Source organism: Naasia sp. SYSU D00057 (genome assembly GCF_017916505.1).
Taxonomy (GTDB): Bacteria; Actinomycetota; Actinomycetes; order Actinomycetales; family Microbacteriaceae; genus Naasia.
Window position 1 is genome coordinate 16,214 of the sequence record NZ_JAFMSZ010000003.1, and the last position, 18,361, is coordinate 34,574.

Sequence of the window (18,361 nt, forward strand, 5' to 3'; positions counted from 1 at the left end):
CATATGGACTATTCCGAAAGGAATATACAGGAGATCCGGTCAGTCCGTCGAGCGCTCCGAGCTCGCGGAGGCGATCCGCTCGTGGTGGTGGATGACCTCGGCGACGACGAACCCGAACCACTTCTCGGCGAAGGCGGGGTCGAGGTGGGCGTCCTCTGCGAGCGCCCGGAGGCGCTGGATCTGCTGCCGCTCGCGGTCCGGGTCGGCGGCCGGGAGGCCGTGCACGGCCTTCAGCTCGCCGACCCGCTGGGTGAACTTGAACCTCTCGGCGAGCAGGTGCGTGAGCGCGGCGTCGATGTTGTCGATGCTCTGGCGGAGCGAGAGCAGGTCGGCGAGCGCCTCCTGCTCCTCGGGCTCCAGCGGGCGGTCGGAGAGGGTCATGCTCCGACCCTAGCCCCGCCTCCGGTCACCCGTTCGACGAAGCGGGGAGGCCCAGGCGCCGCTCGAGTCCGGCCCTCACGGCGGGCCACTCGTCGGCCAGGATCGAGTACACCGCCGAGTCGCGCCAGCTGCCGTCGGCCCGCGGCCGGTCGCGGCGGACGACGCCCTCGAAGGTGGCGCCGAGCTTAAGGATGGCCGCCCGCGATCGGTCGTTGAGCAGGTCGGCCTGCAGCTTCACGCGCCCGAACCCGCAGGCGAACGCGTGCCCGAGGATCAGCAGCTTCGCCTCCGGGTTCACCTCGGTGCCCCAGACCTCGGGGGCGTAGGCGGTCCAGCCCAGGTGGGCGTGCTCGTTGCGGAGGTCGAGGTCGCCGAGGGTCGTCGTGCCGACGATGCCGCCGTCCGCAAGGCGCCGGACCGCCCAGCTGACGCCCGGGCCGTCCCACAGGTAGTAGCCGTCCGCGAACTCGAGGAAGCCGTCGAGAGTGTCCCGATAGCCGGCGGGGCCGCCGCCGTAGCCGCCGGCGAACACCTCCGGACGGCCGATCGCGGCGAAGAGCTCCGGCAGGTCCTCCCGGGCGAGCGGATCGAGCCGGACGAAGCGGCCGACGAGCGGCGTGCGCGCCGGCGGCTGAGCGGTCACGTCAGTCGAGGAGGTCGTGGCGGACGACGATCGCGTCGCGGTCCGGTCCGACGCCGATCGCCGAGAACCGGGATCCGCTCATCTCCTCGAGGGCGAGCACGTAGTCCTGGGCGGCCTTCGGCAGGTCGCCGAACTCGCGGGCGCCGCTGATGTCCTCGCTCCAGCCCTCGAACTCCTCGTAGATCGGCTTCGCGTGGTGGAAGTCGGACTGCGAGACGGGCACCTCGTCGACGCGCCTGCCGTCGACGTCGTACGCGACGGCGACGGGGATCCGCTCGAGCCCGGTGAGGACGTCGAGCTTCGTGAGCACGAAGTCGGTGACGCCGTTGATGCGGGCGCTGTAGCGCGCGATCGGAGCGTCGTACCAGCCGGTGCGGCGGGGGCGGCCGGTGGTGGTGCCGAACTCGAAGCCGCGTCCGCGCAGCCACTCGCCGCTCTCGTCGTGCAGCTCTGTGGGGAACGGCCCCGCGCCGACGCGTGTGGTGTACGCCTTGACGACGGCGATGACCCGGTCGATGCGATTCGGTGCGACGCCCGACCCGGTCGCAGCGCCGCCGCTCGTGGCGTTCGAGGACGTGACGAACGGGTACGTGCCGTGGTCGACGTCGAGCATGGTGGCCTGCCCGCCCTCGAACAGGACGGTGCGCCCCGCCTCGAGCGCCCGGTTCAGCTCGAGCGAGGTGTCGGAGACCATCGGGCGCAGGCGGTCGGCGTAGGAGAGGAGGTCGTCGACGATCTCCTCCGTGCTGATCGCGCGGCGGTTGTAGATCTTGAGGAGCAGGTGGTTCTTCTGCTCGAGCGCGCCCTCCACCTTCTGGCGGAGGATGCCCTCGTCGAAGATGTCCTGCACGCGGATGCCGACGCGGTTGATCTTGTCGGCGTACGTCGGTCCGATGCCGCGGCCGGTCGTGCCGATCTGGCGCTTGCCGAGGAAGCGCTCGGTGACCCGGTCGATGGTGCGGTGGTAGTGCGTGATGACGTGCGCGTTCGCGCTCACGAGCAGGCGCGAGACGTCGACGCCCCGGGCGCTCAGCGCATCCAGCTCGTTGAAGAGCACCTCGATGTCGACGACGACGCCGTTCGCGATGACCGGCACGACCCCCGGCGACAGGATGCCCGACGGCAGCAGATGCAGCGCGTACTTCTCGTCGCCGACGACGACGGTGTGGCCGGCGTTGTTCCCGCCGTTGAACTTGACGACGTAGTCGACGCGGCTGCCGAGCAGGTCGGTCGCCTTGCCCTTGCCCTCGTCGCCCCACTGCGCGCCGATCAGTACGACCGCGGGCATGCCATCCCCTTCCGTCGGCCGAAAGACCCCCTCCAGCCTAGTGGTCGCGGTCCCGGCCCCTCGGCGGCGGTCACCGCTCCTCGGTCAGCGGAGCGCGTGCACCCGGATCCACTCGTGCATCACGATCGCGGCAGCGGCGGACGCGTTGATCGAGCGCGTCGAGCCGAACTGCGGGATGTCGACCACGGCGGAGGCCGCGGCGAGCGCCTCGGGAGTGAGCCCCGGCCCCTCCTGGCCGAACAGCAGCACGCAGCGCTCGGGCAGAGCCTGGTCCTCCACATGCACCGAGCCGGGCACGTTGTCCACAGCGACGAGCGGGAGGCTCTGAGACGCGGCCCAGGCGGCGAGGTCCTCGATCGTCTCGTGGTGCACCACGTGCTGGTAGCGGTCCGTCACCATCGCGCCGCGGCGGTTCCACCGCCGTCGTCCCACGATGTGCACGGCCGTCGCGAGGAACGCGTTCGCGGTGCGGACGATGGAGCCGATGTTGAGGTCGTGCTGCCAGTTCTCGATGGCGACGTGGAAGGGGTGACGGCGGGTGTCGAGGTCGGCGACGATGGCGTCCATCCGCCAGTACCGGTACCGGTCGACGACGTTGCGGCTGTCGCCGTGCTCGAGCAGCTCGGGGTCCCAGTGCTCGCCGATCGGCCACTCCCCCGGCCACGGGCCGACGCCGGCGGTGCTCAGCTCCGCGCTCGGTCCCGGCTCTCCCATGCGCCCAGGCTACGGCGCGTGCCTAGGCTGAAGCAGACGGAAGGATGCCGATGCCCCAGGCGATCGAGTTCGAGCGGACCGGAGGACCGGAGGTCCTGGAGCTGCGGGAGGTGGAGCGGCCGGCGCCAGGACCGGGTGAGGTGCTCATCAAGGTGGCGGCAACCGGAGTGAACTTCATCGAGACCTACCAGCGGAGCGGCATCTACCCCGTGCGGTTCCCCTTCCGGCTGGGCGCCGAGGCCGCCGGCACGGTCGTCGAGGCGGGTGAGGGAACCGGCTTCGCGGAGGGCGACCGGGTCGCCACCGCCGAAGCCCGGGGAACATATGCCGAATTCGCCATAGTCCCCGCCGAGAAGGCCGTGCGCGTGCCGGATGCCGTCGACGATCGGACCGCGGCGGCCCTCCTCCTGCAGGGCTACACAGCCCACTTCCTCTCCGCCTCGACGTTCCCGGTGGGTCCCGAGCACACCGTGCTGCTGCACGCCGGCGCCGGCGGCGTCGGCCTCCTGCTCACGCAGCTGCTCAAGGCGCGGGGTGCCCGCGTCATCACGACGGTGAGCAATGACGAGAAGGCCGAGCTCTCCCGCGGCGCGGGCGCCGACGAGGTGCTCCGCTACGACGGCTTCCGCGAGCGCGTCCGCGAGCTGACGGACGGCCGCGGCGCGGACGTCGTCTACGACGGGGTGGGCAGGGACACGTTCGACGAGTCGCTGGCGTCGGTCGCCGTGCGCGGCTATCTGGTGCTGTTCGGGGCAGCGTCGGGTCCCGTCCCGCCGGTCGACCCGCAGCGGCTGGCGGCCGCCGGCTCGGTCTACCTGACGCGGCCGACCATGAGCTTCTACCTGCGCGATGCCGAGGAGCGGCAGTGGCGGGCGGGCGAGCTGTTCGACGCGGTGCAGTCCGGCCGGCTGTCGGTGCGCATCGGCGCCACCTATCCCCTCGCCGAGGCGGCCCGCGCCCACGAGGACCTGCAGGCCCGCCGCACCACCGGCAAGGTGCTCCTCCTCCCCTAGGCGGTGCGGCTCGAGTACGCCGGCGTGCGCTCGGCCGCCCGAGCCGGGAGGCACTCGTCACGTAGGGTCGAGCCGTGTCCGACCCCCAGCCGATCGCGCCCGCCCGGGATCTCCCGGCGGCGGACCCGCTGTGGACGCCGGACGGGCCCGACCTCGTGCTGCACGCCGACAACCTCGACGCGGTGCGCCGGCTGCCGGACGGGGCATTCCGCCTCGTGTACCTCGACCCTCCGTTCAACACCGGGCGGCAGCAGAAGCGGACGACGCTGACCACCGTCCGCTCCGAGGCCGGCACACGCGTCGGCTTCAAGGGCGCGACCTACGAGACGCTGAAGGGCGTCGCCTACGCCTACGACGACCGGTTCGCCGACTACTGGGACTTCCTGGAGCCGCGGCTGGAGGAGGCGTGGCGTCTCCTCGACGAGCGCGGCACCCTCTACCTGCACCTCGACTACCGGGAGGTGCACTACGCGAAGGTGCTCCTCGACGGGCTGTTCGGCCGCGAGTGCTTCCTCAACGAGATCGTCTGGGCCTACGACTACGGCGGCCGCGCCACCCGCCGGTGGCCGTCCAAGCACGACACGATCCTCGTCTACGTGAAGGACCCGGACCGGTACCACTTCGACTCCGCAGCCGTCGACCGGGAGCCGTACATGGCGCCCGGACTCGTGACGCCCGAGAAGGCGGCACGCGGCAAGCTGCCCACCGACGTGTGGTGGCACACGATCGTCTCCCCGACCGGCGCCGAGAAGACCGGCTACGCGACGCAGAAGCCGCTCGGCGTGCTGCGCCGCATCGTCGCGGCGTCGAGCGCGCCGGGCGACTGGGTTCTCGACTTCTTCGCCGGCAGCGGCACGACCGGCGCCGCGGCCCGCGAGCTCGGCCGCCGCTTCGTCCTCGTCGACGAGAGCGACCAGGCGATCGAGGTCATGCGCGCCCGCGTCGGCGACACCGCGGAGTTCCGCACCCTCTGATCCCGCCGCCGGTGGACGAGCGCACGCCCCCGAAGCGGAGCGTTCACCCCGCTTCTGTAGGGTCGATAGCACCTGACCGGAAGGACGAGATGGGCACGTCACGCGACGAGATCGACTGCTGGCTCACCGACATGGACGGCGTGCTCGTGCACGAGAACCAGCCGATCCCGGGGGCGTCCGAGCTCATCCAGCAGTGGACCGACCAGGGCAAGCCGTTCCTGGTGCTCACCAACAACTCGATCTTCACGCCGCGCGACCTCAGCGCGCGCCTCCGCGCATCGGGTCTGATCGTCCCGGAGGAGTCGATCTGGACGTCGGCGCTCGCGACCGCCGACTTCTGCGCCTCCCAGATGCCGGGCGGCAGCGCGTTCGTGATCGGCGAGGCCGGCATGACGACGGCCCTCCACGAGGCCGGCTTCATCATGACGGAGACCGACCCGGACTACGTGGTCGTCGGCGAGACCCGCAACTACTCGTTCGAGGCGATCACCAAGGCCATCCGCCTGATCAACAACGGCGCCCGCTTCATCGTCACCAACCCGGACGCGACCGGCCCGAGCGCCGAGGGCGCCCTGCCGGCGACCGGCGCGATCGCGGCGCTCATCGAGAAGGCGACCGGCAAGTCCCCGTACATCGTGGGCAAGCCGAACCCGATGATGTTCCGCTCCGCGATGAACCGGATCGGCGCGCACTCGGAGAACACCGCGATGATCGGCGACCGCATGGACACCGACATCGTGGCCGGCATCGAGGCGGGCCTGCACACGATCCTCGTGCTGACCGGCATCAGCGATCGCAGGGTCATCGAGCAGTACCCGTTCCGGCCGGACGAGGTGATCGACTCGGTCGCCGACCTGCTCGCCACGGAGCCGATCGAGGTCGAGATCTAGCTGGCGACCGCCACGCTGCCGGTCAGCGGCTCCCCGGAGCCCCGGAAGACGAAGCAGAAGTAGGACCGGTCCCCGGCCGCCCACTGCTCCTCCGTCGCCGGATACGCGGCCTGGTACTGGAGGTCGGCGTACTGCTCGGCGGTCACCAGGTCGACGACGTCGGGCGACGCGCAGCGCAGGCCCAGCTGCGAGGTCAGGGCCTGCTCGCCCGGGTAGGGGGCGAGCGCGTCCCCATCGAAGACCCCGCGGGCGACGAGCTGCGCGCGATGCGGCTGCACGCAGTCGACGACGGTGAACTCGCGGGCCCACGGCGACGCCCAGGGGTCGAGGCACTCGCCTCCGCCGAGCTCCTCCCAGGACACGACGCCGGGGGCCGCCGGTGCGGCGGGGAGCGGCGCGAGCGTCGGCGTCGGTGTCGGCGTCGGGGTGGGAGTGACGGGCGCGGCGGTCGTCTCCGGCGCCGGCGGAGGCGGGGCCGGCTGGAGGCGTGTGCCGACTAAGAAGGCGAGCGCGAGCCCGGCGAGCGCCAGCACCGCGATCGAGACGATCACGACGATGCGGGAGCGGCGGTCGCGGGCCGCCGCCTCCCCTTCAGCAGGAGCGTCCGGGTCCGGGTCGGGGGTCGCCGGAGCCGGGACGGAGCCGCCTCCGCCGGTCACTGCTCCGCGAGGCCGAGGTCGGCGAGGCTCAGCGCGGCGAGGTACGGGTATCCGGCTGCCTCGATGCGCTCCTTCGCGCCCGTCGCGCGGTCGACGACGACGGCGACGGCGGCGATCTCGGCGCCGACCTTCTCGAGCGCTTCGATCGCCTTGAGGGGGGACCCTCCCGTCGTGGAGGTGTCCTCGACGACGATGACGCGCTTGCCGGCGAGGTCGGGTCCCTCCACCTGGCGGCCGCGGCCGTGGTCCTTCGGCTCCTTGCGCACGACGAACGCGTCGTAGCCGGCGCCGCGCGCCGCGCCCTGGTGCAGGATCGCGGCGGCGATCGGATCCGCGCCCATGGTGAGGCCGCCGACCGCGGCGACGTCCGGGACGTCGGCGATGAGGTCGAGCATGACCTGGCCGATGAGCGGGGCGACGCGGTGGTCGAGGCTCACCTTGCGGAGGTCGACGTAGTAGGTCGCCTTCTTGCCGCTCGTGAGCGTGAAGTCGCCGTGGAAGACGGCGTCCGAGGCGATGTAGTCGATCAGCTGGCTGCGGGCGTCGGTCACCCGACAAGCCTAGGCCGCGCCCGCTCCGAGGTCGGGAGCGGCGGCGACGAGCTCCGCCGGGGCGGGAGCGTCAGCGGGGCTGGGTATCGTGGGCGGCATGCGGGTCGCCACGTGGAACGTCAACTCGATCCGGGCTCGAGTGGACCGCGTGGTCGAGTGGCTGGTCCGCGAGGACGTCGACGTGCTCGCGATGCAGGAGGTCAAGAGCCGCGCCGATCAGTTCCCGGTGCTGGCCTTCACCGAGGCCGGCTACGACGTCGAGGTCAACGGGTTCAGCCAGTGGAACGGCGTGGGCTTCGCCAGCCGCCTGCCGATGGAGGACGTCACCAACGGCTTCGCCACCATGCCGGGCTTCGGCAGCGCCGCCGAGGACGGCACGCTGCCCCGGGAAGCGCGGGCGATGGGCGTCACGGTCGAGGGCGTGCGGCTGTGGAGCCTCTACGTGCCCAACGGCCGCGAGCTCGACCACGCACACTACGACTACAAGCTCGACTGGCTCGCGAAGCTCGCCGCCGAGACCAAGGGCTGGCTCGACGAGAAGCCGGACCTGCCGCTCGCGCTGATGGGCGACTGGAACATCGCGCCGCTCGACTCGGACGTGTGGGACATCCACCTCTTCAACGGCGCCACGCACGTCTCGCCGCCCGAGCGTGCCGCCTTCGCGGAGTTCGAGCGCATCGGCCTCACCGACGTGGTGCGAGAGCGCGTCCCGGAGGGCTTCACCTACTGGGACTACAAGCAGCTGCGCTTCCCCCGCAACGAGGGCATGCGCATCGACTTCATCCTCGGCTCGCCCGCGTTCGCCGAGCTGGTGACCTCGGCCGCCATCCACCGCAACGAGCGCAAGGGCACCGCCCCCAGCGACCACGTGCCGGTCGTCGTCGACATCGCCCTGCCGAGCGAGCTCGACGAGGACCGCCCGATGATCTTCTGAGCGCTCGACGCCTCAGCGACAGAACCGCAACGTCCGGTGCGATCCGCAACCGGAGAACGCTGCGTCGAGCGCTTGCCGTTGCGGATAGCGCGACGGCGTCAGCCGAGTGCGAGGACGAAGCCGAGTGCGGCGAGCACCGTGACGACGGGCGTCATGACGTAGCGCTCCGGCTTGCTGCGCGAAGCGAGGTTGAGCAGGATCCCGAGCGCCAGGTATCCGGCGACGACCCACATCGCGATGTGCACGAGCGTGTCCGCCCCCGCCGGCAGCAGCTCGACCACTCCGGCCCGCTCGAGGCCGAGCAGGCCGAAGGCGGCGTAGAGCACGACCGAGACCACGCTTCCCCAGCGCTTCTGCGGCGGCAGCACCCGGTCCTGCCCGCCCCAGGCCAGGTGCCCGAGCGGCGCACCCGCGATGAGGGCGATCTGGAACACGGCGACGGCGGCGAGGATCAGGGCGAACGCGACAGCGGCGAACTGGGGCACCGCCAGAGACTAGGGCACGGGCGGGTCCGACGCCGACGCGCCGGACCGCTCGACACCGTCCCGCAACCGGCGGCGCGGCGGCGTCAGCAGCTGCCGGTGCTCTCGTACTGCTCGATGACGGCGACCTTGGCCGCGGAGGCCGAGCTCGGGTCGAAGCGGTAGGTCAGCCACTCCCGCACCAGACGGCGGGCCAGCTCGATGCCGACCACCCGCTGGCCCATGGTGAGCACCTGGGCGTCGTTGGAGAGCACGCCCCGCTCCACCGAGAAGCTGTCGTGCGCGGTCACGGCGCGGATGCCGGGCACCTTGTTCGCCGCGATCGCCACCCCCAGGCCGGTGCCGCAGATCAGCAGGGCCCGGTCGGCCTCGCCCTTGGCGACCAGCTCGGCGGCCGCCACGGCCACCTTCGGATACGCGGTGTGGCCGTCCGAGTCGACGCCCACGTCCACGACCGAGGCGACGCCGTCGCTGTTCTCGAGGTCCTTCTTCAGGATCTCCTTGTAGTCGAACCCGGCGTCATCGCTTCCGATGACCAGGCGCAGAGGCTCCGCCATGTCAGCTCCTCTCGGTGGGGCCGCCGTCGAGCACGTCGCCCACGGCACGCACGATCAGGGCGAACGAGTGCGCCCCGGGGTCAGGGGTGCCGAGGCTCTTCTCGGCGTGCGGACGGGCCCGGCCCATCCGGGGCAGCAGGTCAGCGGTACCGGCCGCAGCGGCCGTGGCCGCATCGGCGGCCCAGGTCCAGGCCTCGAGCAGGCTCGTTCCCGCCGCGACCTCGCGGGTCAGGGTCTCGGCGAAGGGCAGCAGGGCGTCGACCATCGTCTTGTCGCCGAGCTGCGCCTTGCCGTAGGAGGTGATGCCGGCCGCGGCCGCGGCGACACCGCTCGCGACCATGGCGGCGTTCGGCCGCGCCTCGTCGCCCAGGGCGTCGCCGAGGGCGCGGAGCGCGACGCCCCACAGGGCGCCCGAGGTGCCGCCGGCGCGGTGCGACCACGCGTCGCCCGCCTGCAGGAGGACGGTGCCCGCGCCCGCACCCGCGGCAGCGGCTTCACGTGCCGCGGCGACCGCTGCCCGTGAGCCCCGCTGCATGCCGATGCCGTGATCGCCGTCGCCCGCGATCGAGTCCATGCGGCCGAGCTCGTCGACGTTCGCGTCGACCGTGGCGGCCAGCGCCTCGATCGCCGCCACGACCTGGCGTGCGGCGTCCTTCGACTCGGGGGTCGCGGCGGGATACCCGGAACGGTCCTCCTGCTCCCCCTGCTGCGCGGACGTGGCGACGCGCTCGGCGGCGACCACGGAGCCCTTGCGGTAGGCGGGGCTGTCGACGGGAGCGTCCCAGAGCCGCTCGAGCTCCTCGTCCAGCCAGAACAGGGTCAGCGAGGTGCCGGCCATGTCGAAGCTCGTGCAGAACTCGCCCACGTGCGGGTCGACGATCTCGACCCCCGCCTCCTCGAGCAGCCGGGCGATGCGCCGGTAGACGACGAACATCTCCTCGTACTTCACCGAGCCCAGCCCGTTGAGGATCGGCACCACGCGGGCGCCCCGCGCGCTCTCGACGCCCTCCGGGAGCTCCTCGAGCAGCCGGGCGACCAGCATCCCGGCGAGCTCGTCCGCGGTCGGGATGTCGGTCTCGCCGATGCCCGGCTCGCCGTGGATGCCCATCCCCACCGCCATCCGCCTCTCCGGCACGGTGAACAGCGGCTCGGCAGCACCCGGCAGCGTGCAGCCGGTGAAGGCCACACCGAAGGACCGGGTGCGCTCGTTCGCGAGGGCGGCGACACGCACGACCTCGGCGAGGTCGTAGCCGGCCTCCGCGGCCGCCCCCGCCGACTTGAACACCGTCAGGTCGCCGGCGATGCCGCGCCGCTTGTGCTTCTCGGCGAGCGGCGCGCTCGAGACGTCATCGGTCACCGTGACCGTCTCGCACGGGATGCCCGCCGCGCGGATGCGGTCCTGCGCGGCGTCGAAGTTGAGCACATCGCCCGCGTAGTTGCCGTAGGAGAGCAGCACTCCCCCGCCGTTCGAGGCGGCGCGAGCGACCGACTCCACCTGCTGGGTCGCCGGCGAGGCGAACAGGTTGCCCATCGCGGCGCCGTGCGCCAGCCCCTGACCGACCAGCCCGCCGAAAGCCGGATAGTGCCCCGAGCCGCCGCCGATGACGAGGGCGACCTGCCCCTCCGGCGACACCGTCGAGCGGGCCACCCCACCGGGCACCGCCCGGACGTAGCGGGCGTTCGCCGCGACGAAGCCCTCGATCATCTCGTCCGCGAACGCCGCCGGCTCGTTGTACAGCCGGGTCATCGGCTCGCCTCAGTGTGCGGCACCATCCACCTGTCTCCTGTCCTGATCGGGCTCCCCGGACTCGCACCCGGGGAGCCCGACGGTACTCCTCGCCGAGGGCTGTTCCGAGACCCCGGCACTTCGCTTCCCCCGGTCAGCGGGAGACCGAATCCTTCTCCTTGGCCGCGGCCTGCTGCACCCGGCGGCTCGCCGTCACCTTGCGCAGCACGGTCGGCCCGACCGCGAGCGCGAGGGCGACGAGAAGGATGCCGACGCTGATCGGGTGCTGAAGCAGCACGAGGAAGCTCCCCTGGCCGATCGCCGAGGTCTGCACCAGCGACTTCTCGAGCAGCGGCCCGAGCACCAGGCCCAGCACGAGGGGCGCCATCGGCAGGTCGATCTCCTTCATGACCCAGCCGACCAGCCCGAACACCAGCACGATGAGCACGCTGAACATGTTGTTGCTGACCGCGTAGGCGCCGACGAAGCTCGTGAGCAGGATGATCGGGTAGAGGTAGCCGTACGGGATGCGGAGCATCTGCCCGAACACCGGGGCGAGCGGCAGGTTCAGCACCAGCAGCAGCACGTTGCCGATGAAGAACGACACGAGCAGGCCCCAGATGAGGGTCGGCTGGGTCTCGAACAGCAGCGGCCCGGGCTGCAGGCCGTAGATCGTGAACGCGCCGAGGAGCACCGCGGTCGTGCCGCCGCCGGGGATGCCGAGGGCGAGCGTGGGCACGAAGTTGGCGTTGGCGGCGGCGTTGTTGGCGCTCTCGGGAGCCGCGACGCCCTCGATGGCGCCCTTGCCGAACTCGCCCCGGCGCTTCGACACCCGCTTCTCGATGCCGTACGCCATGAAGGACGCGAGCGTGGACCCGGCACCGGGGAGGATGCCGAGCAGGAAGCCGATGCCGGTTCCGCGGAGGATCGGCGCCGCGCTGCGCTTCAGCTCGGACCGCGTGATCATGAGGTCGCGGAAGCGGGTGCGGATCGGCGCCGCCGCCCCGACGCGGATCTGGTGGAGCACCTCGCCGACCGCGAAGAGCCCGATCATCACCTCGACGAAGGGGATGCCGCTCAGGAGGTCCACGTTGCCGAAGGTGAAGCGGGCGCTGGAGAAGCCGGTCGCGACGCCCACGGTCGAGATGAGCAGGCCGAGCGCCGCCATCATCATGCCCCGCGAGAAGGCGCCGCCCGCGAAGCTGACCACGATGACGAGACCGAGGATCATGATCGCGAGGTTCTCGACCGGCCCGAATTCGAGGGCGAGGTCGGCGAGAGGCGGGGCGAGGGCCATCAGCAGCGCGAGCGAGATGATCGCGGCGACGAAGGAGCCGATCGCGCTGATGGCGAGGGCGGCGCCGGCGCGGCCGTTGCGCGCCATCTTGTAGCCGTCGAGTGTGGTGACGACGCTGGCCGCCTCACCCGGTGTGGAGATCAGCACGGACGTGATCGTGCCGCCGTACTGGGCGCCGTAGTAGATGCCCGCGAGCATGATCAGCGCGGTGACCGGCTCCAGGGTGAGCGTGAGGGGAATGAGGATCGCGACGCCGGTCGTGGACCCGAGGCCCGGCAGCAGCCCGATCACGGTGCCGGCGAGCACGCCGATGAAGCACCACAGGACGTTCTCCGGCGTCAGCGCCGTCTGGAACCCGAGGAGGAGGTTGTCGATCATGATCACAGGGCTCCGAAGACGCCTTCGGGCAGCGGCACCCGGAGGAACGTGACGAACAGGAGGTAGACGACCGCACAGGTGACGAGCGTGACCGCGAGCGACGGCAGCCACTTGCGCCGCTCCACGAAGACCGCGATCACGAGGAGCATCACGCCGAAGGCCGGGATGAAGCCGAGCACCTGGACGAGCAGGAGGGTGGCGACGAGGATGCCGACCACGATGGCGAGCATGCGGGTGCGCTGCCGCTGGGTGCGGCCGAAGATGTCGAGGTCGCTGCTCTCGGCGGCCGCGAGGTCCGCTCGCAGCTCCTCGTCGACCTCGGGTGCGACCACCTCGTGGATCGCGTCGTGCGGACGACGTCGCCGCAGCCGGCCGGCCACGTCGATCGCCGCGAAGAGGGCGACGAGCGCTCCCGCGAAGACGGGAAGGAACCCGGGGCCGACCTCGCCGCCGTCCACGAACATCCCGTAACCGACGCCGCCGAGGACGGCCGCGATTCCGATGAGCGCGAGAACGATGCTGGCCGCGAGGCCGGCACTCCGGGTGGTGATCACTTGACGAGCACCTTCTCGAGCTCGGCGCGGTTGCCCTCGAGGTAGTCGACGAAGTCGTCGCCGTAGACCGCGTTGGCCTGCATCACGTTGTCCGCGATGTAGGTGTCGTAGGCGTCGCTCTCGGCGAACTCCTCCGCAGCCTCGATCCAGAAGTCGCGCGCCTCGTCGGTGATGTTGCCCGGCGCGATGAAGCCGCGGAACTGGGCGAAGGAGACGTCGATGCCCTGCTCGGTCGCGGTCGGGATCTCGGCGAGCGCCTCGTACTCGTACCGCTCGTCGGAGAACGCGCACAGCGCCTTCAGGTCGCCCGACTCCAGCTGGCCGAGGACCTCGGAGGGGTTGAGAGAGGCGACGTCGACCTGTCCGCCGAGCAGACCCGCGAGCACCTCGCTGCCGGACTCGAACGGAACGCGGTCGAACTCGACGTCCTGGTCCTGCTCGACGAGCGTGAAGACGATCTCGTCGAGGCTCGTCGCACCGGACACCGCGGCCACGACGCGGCCGTCCCCGGCGGCGGTGACGACGTCGGAGCAGGTGTCCCACTCGGAGTCCGCGGGCACGACGAGCAGCGTGTAGTCGTCGCCGAGCTTCATGATCGGGGTGAAGCTCTCGTAGGAGAACTCGACGTCCTGGGTGAGCGGCAGCGCGAGCAGCGCGGTCTCCGCGGCGAGCAGGTAGTTCGGGTTCGCGTCCTGGCCGAGGAAGAACGAGTAGCCGACGGCGCCCGAGCCTCCCTCGCGGTTCTCGACGCTGATGTTGAGTCCCGTGCCGTCCTCGAGGCCTGCGGCGATGGCGCGGCCGGACTGGTCGCTGCCGCCTCCCGCGCTGAACGGGACGATCATGCGGACGTCACCCGACGGTGCCCCGTCCTCGGCGGCCGGCGAGCCGCCGGCTGCTCCTGAGCACGCGGTGAGCGCGAGGAGGGCGGCGGTGCCGAGAGCGGCGGCGCCGATTCTTCCTGACTTCATTGTCTCTCCTGTTTCCGGGGCCTCTGCGACCCGATGCGAATATCCTATCGGATATTTTATTTGGGGGAAGGGATCAGGCAGTGCGATCCATGCGCCGGGAGGCGATGGCGACCGCGAGGTCGAAGGCGTGCTCGGTCGCTCCAGGATCGGCGATGCCCTTTCCGACGATGTCGAACGCGGTGCCGTGCGCCGGCGTCGCGATGACGACGGGGAGCCCGCCCTGGATGGTGACTCCGCGGTCGAAGCCGATGAGCTTCATCGCGATCTGGCCCTGGTCGTGGTACATCGTGACGACGCCGTCGTAGTCGCCGCGCTTCGCACTGAGGAACACGGTGTCGGAGGGGAAGGGCCCCTTGGCGTCGATGCCCTCCGCGACGGCGGCGGCGATCCCCGGCGCGATCTCGTCGATCTCCTCACGTCCGAAGTTGCCGTTCTCGCCGGCGTGCGGGTTGAGGGCGGCCACCGCGAGCCGCGGCGACGCGAGACCGGAGTCGCGCAGCGTCTCGTGCAGCAGCCGGATCGCGGCCGTCACCGCCGGTGCCTTGATGCGCTCCGCGACGGCGGACACGGGGACGTGGGAGGTGACGCGGGCCGTGATGAGCCCGGGCAGGATGTTCAGCTCGCTGGTGACGCCCTCGTGGCCGAGCTCCTTGGCGAACCAGCGCAGCTCGTCCTCCTCGTGCATGCCGGCGAGGTGGAGACTCGTCTTGTTGAGCGGCGCGAAGACGATGGCGCCGATCCTCCCCTGCCGGGCCATCTCCAGGGCGCGGAGCAGCTGGTGCTTGACGCGCTGCCCCGCCTCGACGCTCACCTTGCGCAGCGGGATCGGCTCCGTGGGAGCGGTGCCGTCCTCGAGCACGACGGCATAGCCGGGGGCCGGCTCGTCGGCGAGCGGGATCTCGACGCCGGCGGCAGCGGCGGCCGCCTCGACCTCGCTGCGGTCGGCGAGGATGTAGACCTCGGCCTTCTGCAGCGTCTCGGGCCGGGCGAGGAGCTTGGCCGCGAGCTCGGGGCCGACACCGGCGGGGTCGCCGAGGGTGAGAGCGATGGCGGGGCGGGCGGTCATGACGGATCTCCTTGAGTCGTGCGCGGAAGCGCCGCGTCCAGGCGGACGGCGGCAGATGCGGTGAGGGCGGGCCGGGCGGCGCCGGAGGGGCCCATCAGGCGACCCGCCGATCGAGCGGCCGGCCGGCCGGGTCCTGCCCGGCCGGGGTTTCGCTCGGCAGGATCGTGCGCAGGTAGCGCATGTTGCGGGCACTGACGCCCAGGCCGTCTCCGCCGTAGTGCTCGCAGGTGATGACTCCCCGGAAGCCGGCGGCGACGGCGTCCCGGATCGCGCTGCGGTAGTCGATGACGCCGAGCTCGAGCGGAGCCGGCATGGTGACGATGGCGCCGGTCCGCGGGTCCTCGTCCCTCGTGTAGTTCTTCACCTGCCAGTAGTTCGTGTAGGGCAGGGTCTTCGCGAGCATGTCCTGCCACCGCTCGACGGGGCGGTGCAGCCGGATGAGGTTGCCGAGGTCCGGGTTGATCCCCACGTTCGGCAGGTCGACGTCCTGGATGAAGCGCACGGCGCTGTCCGCGGTGCCGAAGAAGGTGTCCTCGTACAGCTCGATGGACACGTCCATCCCGTACTGGGCCGCGTGGCGCCCGACCTCCTGGATCCGGGCGACCGCCGAGCTCCACGCCTCAGGATCGTCGACGTCGTCCCCGCCGCCCGGAGCGTTCCAGAACCAGAGGTGCTCCTGCTGCGCCGGCGTGAGCGGCTGGTGGAAGCCGATGGAGAGCAGCCCGATGCCGAGGGCGGCGGCCGCCTCGATGGTGCGGTGGGCGTAGGCGAGGTTCTCGTCGCCGTCCACCGGATCCGCGACGCTGCGCCGGGTCACGGACACGACGGGGACGTCGAGGCCGAGCTGGTCGGCGACGGCCTTGAACTCCTCGAGGCGCGCAGAGGGGAGATCGCCGATGCGCAGCCAGCTGTCCGTCAGGTCCACCGCCGAGAAGCCGAGCGCGCGCACCTCGGCGAGCGTCGCGCTCCATGCCTCCGCCGGCGCGTCCTGCACCGAGCGCCCGTCCCGCGTTCTGCCGGGGAACTGCAGGAGGGCGGCCGCGATGGGCCAGGTGTCGGCGGTGTAGCTCATGTCACTCCGTTGTGCTGATCGTGTTTCCTATAGGAAATAGTAACAGCAAGAGAAGGAGGGGCAAGGCGCGCCGCTAGGAGCGCGCGGCTCCCGTGGACTCCTCGATCGCCCGGTGCTTCACGAGCCCGACGTGGTGGTGCATCGCGCGGAACGCGCCCTCCGCGTCGCTCGCGCCGATCGCGTCGATGATCAGCTGGTGCTCGCGGACCGCCGCGTCGGCATCGCGCACGCCCAGGCCGCCGAAGAGGCGGAAGCGCTGCACGTGCCCGCCGAGCGCGGAGTAGGCCGAGAGCAGGAAGCGGTTGTGCGCGCCCTCGGCGATGAGCCGGTGGAAGCGCTCGTCCGCCTGCCAGTAGGAGGCCAGGGATTCGCCGGCGTCCTGGCCGTACCGCGCCAGGGCCGCGTTCGAGTCCTGCAGCGCCGCGACGAGGTCCGCTCCGGGGGCCTCGCCGGCGAGCCGCGCCAGCTGCGGCTCGATCGCGAGCCGGGCCTCCATCAGCTCCGCCAGCTCCTCGGCGGAGAAGAGCGGGGCGACGCGGTAGCCGCGCAGCGCTTCCCGCACCACGAGCCCGGTCGACTCGAGCCGGGCGAGGGCCTCGCGGATGGGCGTCTGGGAGATGTCGAGCTCGCGGGAGAGGGCGTCGATGTTGAGGCTCTCGCCGGCGGTGAGCCGGCCCTCGACGAGCGAGGTCATCAGCGCCTGGTACACGTGGTCGGCCAGCATCTGGCGCGCCGGCGGCCGCTCGATCCGTGAACCCGTCCCCACGCCGCGATCCTATACGAAATCGGTGCCGCGAGGTCCGGAAGGCGGTCAGGGATGCAGGAAGAGCGCGACCAGCAGAAGGATCGGCAGGGAGCCGACGGTGGTCGTCAGCACCGTGTCGCGGGCGAGGACGACGCCGCGCTCATACCGCTGCGCGTAGTTGAACACGTTCTGCGCGGTCGGCAGGGCGCCGAGCACGGTCACCGCGTACAGCTCCTGTCCGCGCAGACCGAGCAGGTATCCGGCGAGCGCCGCGATCGCCGGCATGATCGCGAGCTTCAGCGCGCTGGCGAGCAGGATGTCCCGCCGCCCGGAACCGGGAGCCAGCGGTCGCTGACCGTGCAGCGACATGCCGAAGTTGAGGAGCATGACGGGCACGGCGGCCGCCCCCACGAGCTCGAAGGGCTCCATCACGGGCTCGGGCAGCCGGACGTGCGTCACCGCGAGGACGACCCCGAGGGCCGAGCCGATGAGCAGCGGGTTCAGGAACGGCCGCAGCAGGATCCGCCGCACCGAGACCTTGCCGCTCGTCGACACATCGAGCAGGGTGAGCGCGATCGGCGTCAGGATGAGCAGCTGCAGCAGGATGATCGGCGCGGGGTACGCGGGATCGCCGAGAACGTAGACGGCCACCGGCAGACCGATGTTGTTGGCGTTGACGTATCCCGCGGAGAGGGAGCCGACCACCGCCTCCGGCAGCCGGCGCCGCCACAGCAGCAGCGCGAAGAGCGCGAAGATCAGGGTCGACGCGAGGGCCGCGATCACCGATGCCAGGAGCAGCGACGAGAAGAGCATGGCGACGTCGGCTCGCGCGAGCACCGTGAACAGCAGACACGGCGACAGGACGAAGAACGCGAGCCGCGCCAGCACGCCGCTCGACGCACTGCCGAGGATGCCCGAACGGCCGACGAAGTAGCCGGTGGCGATGATCGACGCGATGATGGCGAAGCCGATCAGCACGCCCGTCATGCGAGATCGCTCCGTCCTTCGGGAGGGACCTCCTCCCCCGCTACTCTCTCACCATGTCTCCGCCGTCCCCCGCCGCGCCGGCGGCGGTGCAGGTCCGGCGCCCCCTCCGCACGTGGGATCTCGTGCTCTCGATCGTGCTGCTCCTGCTGACGGCGGGGCTCGGGCTGCTGCTCCTCGTGATGTCGCCGTTCCTCGTCATGGCGAGCGACCCGTGCGGCTCGGGCGTGCAGTGCGACCTGGACCAGATGGGGGTCGGCTTCGGCATCGCCCTGCTCGGCCCGGTGCTCGTGGTCGTCGCCGGGATCGTCGTCACCGTGGTGCTGCTCGTGCTGCGGCGGCTCGCGTTCTGGGTGCCCCTCGTCACCTCGGCGCTGGCGGCCGGGGTGTTCGTCCTCGGGCTGGCGCTGATCATCGGCGCGGTGCCCGGCGCCACCTTCTGACGCAACATTCCTGCGTCGACCGCAACTTACCCGCTGGTCAGC

General features: G+C 71.4%; 21 protein-coding genes. 5 read left to right on the forward strand and 16 right to left on the reverse strand.

Features of this window, described 5'->3' with window-relative positions; translation table 11 throughout:
- Nucleotides 1-39: 39 nt before the first annotated feature.
- The 4 genes from J3P36_RS10520 to J3P36_RS10535 all read right to left on the reverse strand — a co-directional run bounded on the left by J3P36_RS10520 (nucleotide 40) and on the right by J3P36_RS10535 (nucleotide 3,026).
- Nucleotides 40-381: a chorismate mutase gene (locus tag J3P36_RS10520; protein WP_210507932.1), complete on the reverse strand. Its 342-nt coding sequence runs from the start codon at nucleotides 379-381 to the stop codon at nucleotides 40-42.
- A gap of 25 nt (nucleotides 382-406) precedes the next feature.
- Nucleotides 407-1,024 (reverse strand): GNAT family N-acetyltransferase, encoded by a 618-nt coding sequence (locus J3P36_RS10525; RefSeq protein WP_210507934.1) that lies wholly within the window; start codon nucleotides 1,022-1,024, stop codon nucleotides 407-409.
- 1 nt (nucleotide 1,025) lies between these two features.
- The gene (locus J3P36_RS10530) at nucleotides 1,026-2,312 is read right to left on the reverse strand and encodes an adenylosuccinate synthase (protein ID WP_210507936.1); all 1,287 of its coding nucleotides are present in this window, start codon (nucleotides 2,310-2,312) and stop codon (nucleotides 1,026-1,028) included.
- An 84-nt stretch (nucleotides 2,313-2,396) separates the two neighbouring features.
- Nucleotides 2,397-3,026: an RNA methyltransferase gene (locus J3P36_RS10535; RefSeq protein WP_210507938.1), complete on the reverse strand. Its 630-nt coding sequence runs from the start codon at nucleotides 3,024-3,026 to the stop codon at nucleotides 2,397-2,399.
- A gap of 50 nt (nucleotides 3,027-3,076) precedes the next feature.
- On the opposite strand from J3P36_RS10535, the gene J3P36_RS10540 reads away from it, so the two are divergent.
- The 3 genes from J3P36_RS10540 (at nucleotide 3,077) to J3P36_RS10550 (ending at nucleotide 5,903) form a co-directional block, all read left to right on the forward strand.
- Nucleotides 3,077-4,039, forward strand: coding sequence for a quinone oxidoreductase (locus tag J3P36_RS10540; protein ID WP_210507940.1), 963 nt, complete (start codon nucleotides 3,077-3,079; stop codon nucleotides 4,037-4,039).
- A gap of 74 nt (nucleotides 4,040-4,113) precedes the next feature.
- On the forward strand, nucleotides 4,114-5,013 hold the full coding sequence (locus tag J3P36_RS10545; RefSeq protein WP_307807048.1) for a DNA methyltransferase: 900 nt from the start codon (nucleotides 4,114-4,116) through the stop codon (nucleotides 5,011-5,013).
- 89 nt (nucleotides 5,014-5,102) lie between these two features.
- Nucleotides 5,103-5,903, forward strand: coding sequence for an HAD-IIA family hydrolase (locus J3P36_RS10550; protein WP_210507942.1), 801 nt, complete (start codon nucleotides 5,103-5,105; stop codon nucleotides 5,901-5,903).
- Here the strand turns inward: J3P36_RS10550 and J3P36_RS10555 are convergent.
- On the reverse strand, nucleotides 5,900-6,562 hold the full coding sequence (locus J3P36_RS10555; protein ID WP_210507944.1) for a septum formation family protein: 663 nt from the start codon (nucleotides 6,560-6,562) through the stop codon (nucleotides 5,900-5,902). The two genes, J3P36_RS10550 and J3P36_RS10555, sit on opposite strands and share 4 nt — an antisense overlap.
- The gene (gene pyrE, locus J3P36_RS10560) at nucleotides 6,559-7,113 is read right to left on the reverse strand and encodes an orotate phosphoribosyltransferase (protein ID WP_210507946.1); all 555 of its coding nucleotides are present in this window, start codon (nucleotides 7,111-7,113) and stop codon (nucleotides 6,559-6,561) included. The genes J3P36_RS10555 and pyrE overlap by 4 nt, the downstream gene beginning before the upstream one ends.
- 97 nt (nucleotides 7,114-7,210) lie before the next feature.
- Here pyrE and J3P36_RS10565 point away from each other — a divergent pair, with 97 nt between their 5' ends.
- Nucleotides 7,211-8,047 carry an exodeoxyribonuclease III gene (locus tag J3P36_RS10565; RefSeq protein WP_210507953.1) on the forward strand — a complete coding sequence of 279 codons (837 nt, stop codon included), beginning with the start codon at nucleotides 7,211-7,213 and terminating at the stop codon, nucleotides 8,045-8,047.
- A 98-nt stretch (nucleotides 8,048-8,145) separates the two neighbouring features.
- Here the strand turns inward: J3P36_RS10565 and J3P36_RS10570 are convergent, their stop codons facing one another.
- The 10 genes from J3P36_RS10570 to J3P36_RS10615 form a co-directional block, all read right to left on the reverse strand.
- Nucleotides 8,146-8,532, reverse strand: coding sequence for a hypothetical protein (locus tag J3P36_RS10570; RefSeq protein ID WP_210507954.1), 387 nt, complete (start codon nucleotides 8,530-8,532; stop codon nucleotides 8,146-8,148).
- An 83-nt stretch (nucleotides 8,533-8,615) separates the two neighbouring features.
- Nucleotides 8,616-9,086: a ribose-5-phosphate isomerase gene (locus J3P36_RS10575; RefSeq protein WP_210507955.1), complete on the reverse strand. Its 471-nt coding sequence runs from the start codon at nucleotides 9,084-9,086 to the stop codon at nucleotides 8,616-8,618.
- Between the two features lies 1 nt (nucleotide 9,087).
- Nucleotides 9,088-10,833, reverse strand: coding sequence for a dihydroxyacetone kinase family protein (locus tag J3P36_RS10580; protein ID WP_210507956.1), 1,746 nt, complete (start codon nucleotides 10,831-10,833; stop codon nucleotides 9,088-9,090).
- A gap of 133 nt (nucleotides 10,834-10,966) precedes the next feature.
- Entirely contained in the window at nucleotides 10,967-12,487 is a 1,521-nt protein-coding gene (locus J3P36_RS10585) for a tripartite tricarboxylate transporter permease (protein ID WP_210507957.1), read from the reverse strand.
- 2 nt (nucleotides 12,488-12,489) lie between these two features.
- Complete coding sequence (locus tag J3P36_RS10590; protein WP_210507958.1) at nucleotides 12,490-13,041, reverse strand: tripartite tricarboxylate transporter TctB family protein; 552 nt, start codon at nucleotides 13,039-13,041, stop codon at nucleotides 12,490-12,492.
- The gene (locus tag J3P36_RS10595; protein WP_210507960.1) at nucleotides 13,038-14,009 is read right to left on the reverse strand and encodes a tripartite tricarboxylate transporter substrate binding protein; all 972 of its coding nucleotides are present in this window, start codon (nucleotides 14,007-14,009) and stop codon (nucleotides 13,038-13,040) included. Before J3P36_RS10595 ends, J3P36_RS10590 begins: the two co-directional genes overlap by 4 nt.
- 73 nt (nucleotides 14,010-14,082) lie before the next feature.
- Nucleotides 14,083-15,075, reverse strand: coding sequence for a 4-hydroxythreonine-4-phosphate dehydrogenase PdxA (locus J3P36_RS10600; protein ID WP_210507962.1), 993 nt, complete (start codon nucleotides 15,073-15,075; stop codon nucleotides 14,083-14,085).
- Between the two features lie 94 nt (nucleotides 15,076-15,169).
- Nucleotides 15,170-16,147, reverse strand: coding sequence for a sugar phosphate isomerase/epimerase (locus J3P36_RS10605; protein WP_210507963.1), 978 nt, complete (start codon nucleotides 16,145-16,147; stop codon nucleotides 15,170-15,172).
- Nucleotides 16,148-16,220: 73 nt separating this feature from the next.
- Nucleotides 16,221-16,913, reverse strand: a complete 693-nt coding sequence (locus J3P36_RS10610) for a GntR family transcriptional regulator (protein WP_307807049.1) — start codon at nucleotides 16,911-16,913, stop codon at nucleotides 16,221-16,223.
- A 45-nt stretch (nucleotides 16,914-16,958) separates the two neighbouring features.
- Complete coding sequence (locus J3P36_RS10615; protein WP_210507964.1) at nucleotides 16,959-17,879, reverse strand: AEC family transporter; 921 nt, start codon at nucleotides 17,877-17,879, stop codon at nucleotides 16,959-16,961.
- Between the two features lie 53 nt (nucleotides 17,880-17,932).
- Here J3P36_RS10615 and J3P36_RS10620 point away from each other — a divergent pair, with 53 nt between their 5' ends.
- On the forward strand, nucleotides 17,933-18,319 hold the full coding sequence (locus tag J3P36_RS10620; protein WP_246854620.1) for a hypothetical protein: 387 nt from the start codon (nucleotides 17,933-17,935) through the stop codon (nucleotides 18,317-18,319).
- Nucleotides 18,320-18,361: the final 42 nt, after the last annotated feature.